Origin of the sequence: Bathymodiolus heckerae thiotrophic gill symbiont, assembly GCF_900128515.1 — a bacterium.
GTDB lineage: Bacteria > Pseudomonadota > Gammaproteobacteria > PS1 > Pseudothioglobaceae > Thioglobus_A.
Map to the genome: position 1 here is coordinate 1 of NZ_FQTP01000058.1, position 9,199 is coordinate 9,199.

Sequence of the window (9,199 nt, forward strand, 5' to 3'; positions counted from 1 at the left end):
TATATTGATCATCAAAATAGTCAGAGTGACCCGTCTGAAAAAAAGCTTTATGTGTATGATAAGGCAGTCACAGACTTTCATTGGTGGGCAAAACAAAAAAGCCATCAAAACTACATGATATCTGTTTTAAAAGAAAATTCAGTGGCTACTTGGATTGAACCCATAGGCTTTGATGCCAATAACCCTATCAACACGGGCATTGAAGATTACAGTATTTATGAAAACCAAGGCGTAAGATTTAATGTTTTACATTACCGTGACCCCGAAACACAAAAATTGCATCGTTTTGTATCGACGTTACCGAAATCAATAAACCCGGGTACGATTGCTATCCTGTATTACAAACGCTGGACCATTGAAAAAGCCTACAATAACAGTAAAAGTGACCTGAAAGAAAAAAAGGCTTGGTCTTCTTCGGTTAAATCACTCAATAATCAAATGCGCCTCACCACCATGACTTATAATTTAATGCGTGTTTGTGAAGAAATTTCAAAAATACAAGATCCTAAGTTGGTTCATCCCTCGGATAAAAAATATACTAAATCTCTTGAAAAAAGGCAGGAAAGAGCCAAGAATAAGGGTGGCTTTGTTAATCCATTATTGTTTTTGGAAAGAATTGCACGTATCAGCTCATATACCATTCGAGCCGTTCAAAACGCAATTATCACAGGAAAGCCTCTGGCCGACCTGATGTGTGCTTTGATGGCTCGGTTAGTTCCTGGATAGAGCTAATAGGGGAACACTGATGAATATTATGTTGATTTCATACTAAATGCATAATCTCTAAGTCTAGTATTACTTCCAGGTTGAGAACTAGCACAGCATAAAGTTCTGACTATGATTACAAGTATTGAGTTTGAGCAGTTTTCACCGTACCTTTTAATTTTTTGTCACGCGTAGTATCGCCGATGGCTGTGAATTTCCACTTCCCATCTTTTTTATACAATTTCCCCATAATCATTGAAACAGATCCTGAGAATTTTGGATCATTGGCAATATCAAATGTAGCATGCACTTGATCTACTCTAGAGGCTGTTCCTTCATAAAGTCGAATAGACGCAAAGGGAATCGTTTTAAAATCATGTCCCTGGAAAGAATTTAACATAAAGACAATTTGCTCGACATTTGCATCAACCTGATTTAAGTTTACAACAATAACTTCATTGTCTAAACCATCGTCGCCATCCATATCACCAGTTAAATCATCACCAGAATGCTGAATACCCTGCCCTCGAAGTTGAGCATAATAAACAATTTCCTGAACTTTTTTTGCCGAATCAAAAGTTACGCAACTGGCATCCAAATCAACTGCTCCTTTTTTTATCCCTCCAAATAACCCTTTTTTCTCAATTGCTCCCCAATTAACGCCAACACACATTTGTGTCATTTGGCCACCACCATCCTTCTCTAAACTGATGCGTTGCCCTTTTTGCAGTGATACTGCCATGATTTTCTCCTAAAAATAAAGAGGTTTTGATAATAATGCTCGCATGAAAACCAACAAGCCATGAAAAAATTTAGTTATACCGTTTAGCTAACTGTGTTGTCCTTGTCGCCCACCCTCTATGACAGGTTCTTTCCATCATTTGCCCATTAAATTTAAAAACTGCTGAGACATTCTCATCTAATACCCGTTCAGACTGTATCGAATGACCTTCAATGAAGTGAGAAAACACACTCTCTATCACGTCAACTTGGGATGGATGAATAGCAGTTTTAGCATAAAAACCATAGGATAGATCTATTATGACTTCCTTTTTTAGTGTTTCCAAATCTTCAATGATATCAAATACTGGAGCTGAGAGCTCGAAGTTTTCTGGGCGAAAAATAATTATCAATTGATCGATTACACTTCTAATAGGTGTGTCATAAGTTGTCATTCCCTTCAGTCGCTTAATTCCTAAAATATTCATCAGATCATTACCACCAATTCTAAGACAGGTTATTGTACCCCCCCACTCTTTTAACAATTGGCGTAATTTGATCATTGCGCTACGTTCAAACACCTGTGCAGTTTCTAAAATAGGCATATATGAAAAGTGACTGTGTTCCTGTTTATCTATTACTTTTTTATATAAATCTATTGTATTCAAATCAAATTTAGGCAACACAAACCCATCAATTTTATCAATATTATCATAACTTAAAATTTCAGCCAAAACCAGTGGATTCCGAGGTCTGATAAAACGTTTAACTTTTGTATTTGGTTTGAAATCTTTAAGTGATACTTTCAAATTATTTAATGCCAAATTCAGTTCATCTTCTCTTACAGAGTCTTCTAGACACAGAACCATAGAACGAGTCAATGAAGGGCTGTGTTGTAATAAGGATGATAATTTCCCATGAGTACAAGGCGTATAAAGCGTCGCTCCCAAATCAAAGTAACTCACATGTTCTGGCATTTTTTATCCTTATTTAAGTACGTCTTTTATTAATGCACATGCACCAAATGGCATATTAGAAATTTCGGTCACTGGAACTGACTTTTCTAGTGCTAATCGTTCCAGATGTTGCGTATCCACATGAGCTGTTTCTCGTATCAACAACTGATCAGGCACACGTCTCAAAAGTACTCTGGTAGCTTCTGCAATACCTGGTTTAATTCGATTAATATCAGACACACCATAGTTAGACTGTATCCAATTAAGAAATTTCTCAGTCATTTGTTTTCTGGACAATTTTGACTCATGAATGACAGGGGTTAAATTTCCAAGTTCCATTTCATTAAAAATTTCATCAACAAACCAAACTGATAGATCGACTAAACTTAAATGGTCATATTGAACGCAGCCATGAAAATCCAATGGACCTATTTGAGCATTTAAAATAGAACGAGATACAAGCCCAGAAACTGTCGAATTCATTAATGCACTTGGAATTGTGTAATCATCAAAAGTTGCTTGAACATCTGCGGTACCACCAATATCTGAGACAACAAATAATTCAGAAGAAATAGAAACATTTCTGGAGCAATTATAAGAGGCGACTGCTTGATGCAATTCCTTGGTAATAACACCTTTAGCAGTCCAACCATCAATAAATACAATACCTTCTGGACTATGTCCTTGAGCAAGGACATAGTCCAAAGCATTCTCATCAATTCCTCTATCTCGGATAATGGAGATAGAATAATGCGTTGATTGACATTTTAGTAACCGAGTCAAAGCTCGTTGTAACAAAACACCGATTGGAGTCCCAGCTCTTGCTAAAGATAATAATGTGATATTACCACTACGTTTTTCAGTTATCAACTTGGCAAGAGATACTATCTCTTTGGCCAGCCGAGTTTTGTACTGCAAAGTCACCTGTAAAAACAGATCAGTGTATTCCTTCGTTGGAGATGACTCTTTATGGATCATTTCTGAATAGTGTAACTGCCCAGACTGGAGCAATTGTTCTTTATTTTCAATACTATAATATTGAGCCTCAATTGCTTTTAATAAAAATAAACAATCCTCAGGCGCATAGCTACCAATTAAAGGTTCATTAGAAAGAATTGATCTTTGCGCTTTAGGCATAAACCAATTCCTTTGCAATTTGACTGTTTACGGGCATCATTGAAAATTGACAACTACTCATAAAATCAAGATCAGATAAACTATCACCTATCCCAATAATCAAGTCATTCACATTCAATTCAAGTTGTTTTTTTATATATTCAACTGCTTTTTTCTTACTCGCATAAGGAGGTAATAGCGCATGATTACGACCATTTTCATGACGATTAAATTTTTCATTTAAAGGGTTGTTTTGTTTAATTATTTCTAAATCCTGTATATTCCCTTTCACTGATATATAAGCAGGTATATCCATATCAATAATAACTCTGGTTCTTGCATCAAGCTTATGACTTTTAATAATTTGATCAATTTCTTTATTACAATATTCTAATAATTCTGGCCAATCCATAATCAAAGATTCAATTTCACTTAACCAATTTTCACAAACAGTTTTATTATCTTTTAATACGACTGCACCATGAGAAACTGCACGAAAACCATGGAACTTATATTGGACCCGATTAAGCGCATCAGTATTTCGTCCCGTGATAGGGATAATATGGGCTCCATTTTGGGTAAACATGTCCAGCATTATTTTTTGTGATTGTGTAAAAAATGACAAAGCTTTACCTTCCCTATCAGTTGCACCTAATGTTGTAAGTGCATGTTCAGGTAACTTACGTTTTGTCTGGATTAATGTATCATCCAAATCAGTAAAGACAACGATTTTAGATTTATATTGATGATTCAATAGACTCACTTCCTACAATTTCTTCTTGGCCATTAATTAAGCCATTTTTATTCGACAAGCTTTCACTTTCACATAAGACTAATTTTTGTCGATCAGTAGGGAGGTTATAAATAAAATTTACCTTGCCATTACCAATATCAAAACGAATTTTACGCTGAATAGCATCTCCATTTAAAATAGGCGATCTTGTAGTGGATTGAAAAAGCACATCGGCTTTTTTTTCTAATTTTTCTGCTAATAAAAATGGATAGTATAAATGTTCTCCAGTGCCTACAACAACTAGAGGTTCATTTAACTTAAAATGTAAGTTTGAAGTATCAGACAATTCATATGGCATCAACATTCCAGTACGACCCAAATCATCACGAGATTCTTCCTCACAAACACCATCATCCACATTTTCAGGTAGGTGAGCTGAAAATTCTGGATTGGCTTTAAATGAAAAATCACCCTTTACTAATTGTACAAATTTTACTGGAACAGAAATTTCTTCAAATATTTTCGTCTTATCATTTGTCAACCAACTCACTAGTGTAACAATAACCAATTCATTAATAGAAGGAACTTGTTTGAGCATACCTTCAGCTAGTAGTAGTAATGTTCTTCCCGTCGTCATTTCATCATCCACAAGGATCAAACGTTCACACGACTGAATACCTTGATAAACTGAATCATTTGGTCGATACAAAATGTGAACGACTGCATGTGAATGAATCTCATCTAGAGTGAACCAGACAGGATGGTTCAATTGATGTCGAGTAGTATGCTGATAATACACATTCAATTCAGGATTTTTTCTAGATAGACTGTCGGCAACGCCAGCCCCTAAACCAGTAGCAGTTTCAGCCATACCAATAACATGAGTATGGCTGTCAATCATGCATAAATCGGCCAGTTCATCATAGATATTACGCATGACTGATGGTTTTACTGGAATGTGCTTTCCAAGAACTTTGCTAACAAATAAAAAACCACGTTTTTCATTTTCTCTGCTAGCAAAATCCATCAACTGGTTCAACCGTTCTTTGCCTTGAGAGAAATTAACAGTCAATGTTCCTGCTTGAATGTGTTTTATCATAAATTTTAAATCATTTTATCCGATGCTGATGCCAAAACCAGTTGCTAATGCTTTTAAGCCACCTTCATAGCCCTGACCAACTGCCTTGAATTTCCACTCACCACTATGGCGGTAAATTTCACCAAAAATCATTGCTGTTTCAATAGAGTAATCTTCTGATAAGTCATAACGAGCGACTTCTTCATTATTTTCATCATTGACAACGCGAATGAATGCATTAGCCACCTGTCCAAAGTTCTGATTTCTGTTAACAGCATCATGAATAGTGACGGTTACTGAAATTTTATCAACCTCTGCAGGCACTTTTGCAAGATCAATTTTTACAGCTTCATCATCACCTTCACCTTCTCCTGTACGGTTGTCACCCTGATGGACAACTGAACCGTCACTGGAAGTCAGGTTGTTATAAAAAATAAAGTCATTGTCAGCCCGAACTTTACCATCTAATTTCAGCAGAAAAATACTGGCATCCAGGTCAAATTCAGCACCATCTGTAGCACGCTCGTCCCAACCTAAGCCAACCAGTATTTTTGTCATGCCTGGTGCTGCTTTTTCTAAACTTACGTTACCACCTTTTTGTAAAGATACGCCCATGATTTACTCCATCATTATGTAGTTAAAATAAAATTGTAAAATTCAGTTAAATATTAAGATTCAATACCATATGTGGTCAAATACGCTTTCAAGCCTCCAGCAAAACCATCACCTTTCGCTACAAAACGCCATTCACCATCTTTACGATAAAGTTCGCCAAAAATCAGTGAAGTTTCTGTTGAATAATCTTCGGTTAAATCATAACGTGCAATATCTTCATTGTTGTCATTATTGGCAACACGAATAAAAGCATTATCAACTTGACCGAAATTTTGATTACGAGCTTCAGCATCATGAATAGTTACTGCAATTGTCATTTTATTAACATTTTCAGGTACTTTTTCCAATGCAACAGTGATCACTTCATCATCACCTTCACCTTCACCAGTAAGGTTGTCACCTTGATGAATGACTGAACCACAAGAACTGGTTTTATTGTTGTAAAAAATAAAACTATTTTCACCAACAGACTTATCATTAGCATCAAGCATTAATAAAGAGGCATCCAAATCAAAATCAACCCCATCAGTTTTTTTGCAATCCCACCCTAATCCCAAAAGTACATTTTGCAAACCTGGAGCTTCTTTCTCTAAATTAACTCGACCGCCTTTACTTAAGTTTACTGCCATTTTTTTCCCCTGACTTTTTAATTAAAAATAACAACTTGTTTACCAGCAACAGCATAGCTTTTGTTAGCAAGTGACATCATTGGTATATCTACTGGCAAATTACCAAAGGCAATTTCAATAGTTGGTTCCAGTTTTTTACTCTTGATGACGTCATTGATACGTTTGACCTTTTCCTCTTTCATACACTCTTCACCCAAATCGCCAGTATAAATATTATTGTTTTGGTAAAGCTCTGTCCCTATTACACGTTCTACTGGCCAGCCCCACTGATTGATTACACCTTTTACAAATAGAGCTGGAGTAGCTGTTACAATCCAAATAATATAATTTTGCTTGTGTAACTCATGTAGACAATCAACAACTTCATCTAGTGGGTGTAATTTTTTAGAAGATGTTTTCCCCGCTTCATATAATTTTTTTTCACTCACGCCTGCAAGACAACTTTTATACAGTCTTCTTTTAATAGAAAATTTAATCCCATGACGATAAGTATCAAATTCAAAAATTAATGATAAGGTGCTCGGGAATATAAAACGTTTGTTTGTGACTTCTTTAAACAAATATCCCAATGAATTTTGATAAATTAGTGTTTCATCAAAATCAAACAAAGCCAACTTCATCAAAAATCAACTTAAATCAAATTCAGATGGATTTAACCCTAATTCGACAGCTATCTTTGACGCAGCCCTTCGCTCGTCCGCATCGAAGTCACCATCAGCAGCCCCAATTGAACAAACCATCCGTAATACCAACCTAGCCTGCTCATCGCTACCTTTAATTTTACCCAGTGCCGACATAGCTTTTGCTTCGCCAATATCAGCATCCATCTCTAAAGTATCTATATAATCTTTCCATGTTTTAACAACTTCAGAAGTATCATAGATGGATAATGCTTCATGGCTTTCAATAAAAGTCATCATCTTTATTTTTTCCTGCGGATCGATTTTTCCATCAGCCATAATGACTAAAGCACTTCCGCCTAATGCTGCATTAAGAAAATCTTTAGATTTAAATTTTAATGCTTCATTTTTCATTTCACTTAGTTTATTACGCGCTTGTTGTAAAAAATTTGACAACATATTTTTTCCTTAAATGTGAATTATATGGCTATGCTTTTGACGTATTGCCTAAAAACAGCCACAATAAATTATTTACTGCTGATTTTAAAATAAATCTGAAGCCATTATATATTGACTGCTTCTCTCTGTTCATCCTTAAACATTTCACTATCCTTGGCTACCTCAAGAATTATCCCTATATTATTAAAAGATGCAGCACACAAAATCGATAACTGCATCGGGGCATATTATTTAACACTTTGAACATAATTATATTTTAATTGGTTCTTCTCCCCGTTGACGAGTGTATATTAAAAATCTTGTTAACCATTGATATATAAATCCTTTATTATTAAAAAAGCTTTTTATAATTTTACCAATGCACATATTCTTGGTTATGTTACTCAGCCAAATAAAGATTATCTCTACAGGCAGAAATGGACAAATTGCTCACACATCAAAGCGGAGAAGAGCCTTTGTGTTCACTGGGGAATGGAAAGAATACAACTATTTAAATTCTCTAACACCCACAGACATCATAAAAGTACCATCTTTAAATAAATAAGGTGACTTCTCAGGATCATAAGAATTTACACCATTAATACTTTTACTTGATGTGTTAAATAAGCTGGAAGGTTTTCCACCTGTTATTTTCTGAAATTGATTAGCAAAGGTTTTCTTATTTGAATAAGTTTCAACATTTTTTATACTTAACTTTCCTGGCACTGTAAAATCAATCAGAGCAAATGCAACCCAATATGAAAAAGGATCTTTATACGATAAGTGAGAAATAACCTCCTGATTGTTACTATCAGAAACAATAATTTTTGCCTTATAAGAGTAAAAACTGCCAATACCATTACTGAGCGCACTATAAGCAGCTAATAAAACATACCATGCCTATCCGGTTGTCTCCCAAAACATCTATCTCCTGCATAATTCTGCAAGTACTGAGCTATGTATGTGCCGCACTCTGGAGCATTGGGCGAAAACGTGATTTCCTTTCCATTATCTTGGGAAGCAACCGGATAGGCATGAAACATACTTTACATTTTCAGGACGAGATATCTCAATTATTTCTTCTCCTCCATCTTGACTATCACCTAATAGTTTAATATATGGGGAATATTCTAGACATCCTAAATTCTTATAATAAACCTTACCTTCTTTATCGTCATTATTAACATAAAAACAATATAAATCTAAATCACTGTTTGTTTGCCATACTAAGCTAGCTTTTACTTTACTGCCTTTCGATAGATTAATCGTTGTTTTTTCACCTGACTTCTTCAAGTTAACTGTTGATTTTAGTAAATCAATTTTTTTATTTTCAGGCTTTAATGAGTGTGTTGACTGATTTTGTAGATTATTTGTAGAAATCTTTTTTTCAGCACAAACATCTTGTTTTGGCGTCTCATCATCAATATCAACCCCATAGCTGGTTGCTAAGGGAGCTAAACCATATATGGACTCCTCAATTATTGCAAGCCAAGTTTTCAAATTTTGGTGATATCAACAGTGAACAAGATTGCAGCCATATATTCGGTCTCTAACAGAGACTTTATTTGCCTCAGGACTCCTGATGAATC

General features: G+C 35.2%; 12 protein-coding genes. 1 reads left to right on the forward strand and 11 read right to left on the reverse strand.

All coding sequences use genetic code 11. The annotated features are described in order from the left end of the window. On the forward strand, positions 1-726 hold a 726-nt coding region (locus BTHERMOSOX_RS07630), incomplete at its 5' end, for a hypothetical protein (RefSeq protein WP_171004695.1). 115 nt (positions 727-841) lie between these two features. Here BTHERMOSOX_RS07630 and BTHERMOSOX_RS07635 read toward each other — a convergent pair. The 11 genes from BTHERMOSOX_RS07635 to BTHERMOSOX_RS07685 all read right to left on the reverse strand — a co-directional run bounded on the left by BTHERMOSOX_RS07635 (position 842) and on the right by BTHERMOSOX_RS07685 (position 9,110). After that, positions 842-1,447, reverse strand: a complete 606-nt coding sequence (locus BTHERMOSOX_RS07635; protein WP_138120499.1) for a TerD family protein — start codon at positions 1,445-1,447, stop codon at positions 842-844. A gap of 70 nt (positions 1,448-1,517) precedes the next feature. Next, positions 1,518-2,402 (reverse strand): HpcH/HpaI aldolase/citrate lyase family protein, encoded by an 885-nt coding sequence (locus BTHERMOSOX_RS07640; RefSeq protein WP_138120500.1) that lies wholly within the window; start codon positions 2,400-2,402, stop codon positions 1,518-1,520. Positions 2,403-2,411: 9 nt separating this feature from the next. Next, positions 2,412-3,518 (reverse strand): cysteine protease StiP family protein, encoded by a 1,107-nt coding sequence (locus tag BTHERMOSOX_RS07645; RefSeq protein WP_138120501.1) that lies wholly within the window; start codon positions 3,516-3,518, stop codon positions 2,412-2,414. Further along, positions 3,511-4,251: an HAD hydrolase family protein gene (locus BTHERMOSOX_RS07650; protein WP_171004696.1), complete on the reverse strand. Its 741-nt coding sequence runs from the start codon at positions 4,249-4,251 to the stop codon at positions 3,511-3,513. The genes BTHERMOSOX_RS07645 and BTHERMOSOX_RS07650 overlap by 8 nt, the downstream gene beginning before the upstream one ends. After that, a complete protein-coding gene (locus tag BTHERMOSOX_RS07655) occupies positions 4,235-5,329 on the reverse strand; it encodes a phosphoribosyltransferase domain-containing protein (protein ID WP_138120503.1) in 1,095 nt (364 codons plus the stop codon). The genes BTHERMOSOX_RS07650 and BTHERMOSOX_RS07655 overlap by 17 nt, the downstream gene beginning before the upstream one ends. Before the next feature lie 15 nt (positions 5,330-5,344). Beyond that, on the reverse strand, positions 5,345-5,923 hold the full coding sequence (locus BTHERMOSOX_RS07660; RefSeq protein ID WP_138120504.1) for a TerD family protein: 579 nt from the start codon (positions 5,921-5,923) through the stop codon (positions 5,345-5,347). 53 nt (positions 5,924-5,976) lie between these two features. Further along, entirely contained in the window at positions 5,977-6,552 is a 576-nt protein-coding gene (locus BTHERMOSOX_RS07665; protein WP_138120505.1) for a TerD family protein, read from the reverse strand. A gap of 17 nt (positions 6,553-6,569) precedes the next feature. Beyond that, positions 6,570-7,172 (reverse strand): HAD family hydrolase, encoded by a 603-nt coding sequence (locus BTHERMOSOX_RS07670; protein ID WP_138120506.1) that lies wholly within the window; start codon positions 7,170-7,172, stop codon positions 6,570-6,572. Between the two features lie 6 nt (positions 7,173-7,178). Further along, a complete protein-coding gene (locus BTHERMOSOX_RS07675) occupies positions 7,179-7,631 on the reverse strand; it encodes a tellurite resistance TerB family protein (RefSeq protein ID WP_138120507.1) in 453 nt (150 codons plus the stop codon). A gap of 486 nt (positions 7,632-8,117) precedes the next feature. After that, the gene (locus BTHERMOSOX_RS07680; RefSeq protein WP_138120508.1) at positions 8,118-8,336 is read right to left on the reverse strand and encodes a hypothetical protein; all 219 of its coding nucleotides are present in this window, start codon (positions 8,334-8,336) and stop codon (positions 8,118-8,120) included. A 282-nt stretch (positions 8,337-8,618) separates the two neighbouring features. After that, the gene (locus BTHERMOSOX_RS07685) at positions 8,619-9,110 is read right to left on the reverse strand and encodes a TerD family protein (protein ID WP_138120509.1); all 492 of its coding nucleotides are present in this window, start codon (positions 9,108-9,110) and stop codon (positions 8,619-8,621) included. Positions 9,111-9,199 lie beyond the last annotated feature (89 nt).

Excerpts from the sequence above, each read along its gene's own strand:
- BTHERMOSOX_RS07655 (WP_138120503.1), bottom strand. The coding sequence starts at position 5,329 with ATGATAAAACACATTCAAGCAGGAACATTGACTGTTAATTTCTCTCAA.
- BTHERMOSOX_RS07660 (WP_138120504.1), bottom strand. The coding sequence starts at position 5,923 with ATGGGCGTATCTTTACAAAAAGGTGGTAACGTAAGTTTAGAAAAAGCA.
- BTHERMOSOX_RS07665 (WP_138120505.1), bottom strand. The coding sequence starts at position 6,552 with ATGGCAGTAAACTTAAGTAAAGGCGGTCGAGTTAATTTAGAGAAAGAA.
- BTHERMOSOX_RS07670 (WP_138120506.1), bottom strand. The coding sequence starts at position 7,172 with ATGAAGTTGGCTTTGTTTGATTTTGATGAAACACTAATTTATCAAAAT.
- BTHERMOSOX_RS07635 (WP_138120499.1), bottom strand. The coding sequence starts at position 1,447 with ATGGCAGTATCACTGCAAAAAGGGCAACGCATCAGTTTAGAGAAGGAT.
- BTHERMOSOX_RS07645 (WP_138120501.1), bottom strand. The coding sequence starts at position 3,518 with ATGCCTAAAGCGCAAAGATCAATTCTTTCTAATGAACCTTTAATTGGT.
- BTHERMOSOX_RS07640 (WP_138120500.1), bottom strand. The coding sequence starts at position 2,402 with ATGCCAGAACATGTGAGTTACTTTGATTTGGGAGCGACGCTTTATACG.
- BTHERMOSOX_RS07675 (WP_138120507.1), bottom strand. The coding sequence starts at position 7,631 with ATGTTGTCAAATTTTTTACAACAAGCGCGTAATAAACTAAGTGAAATG.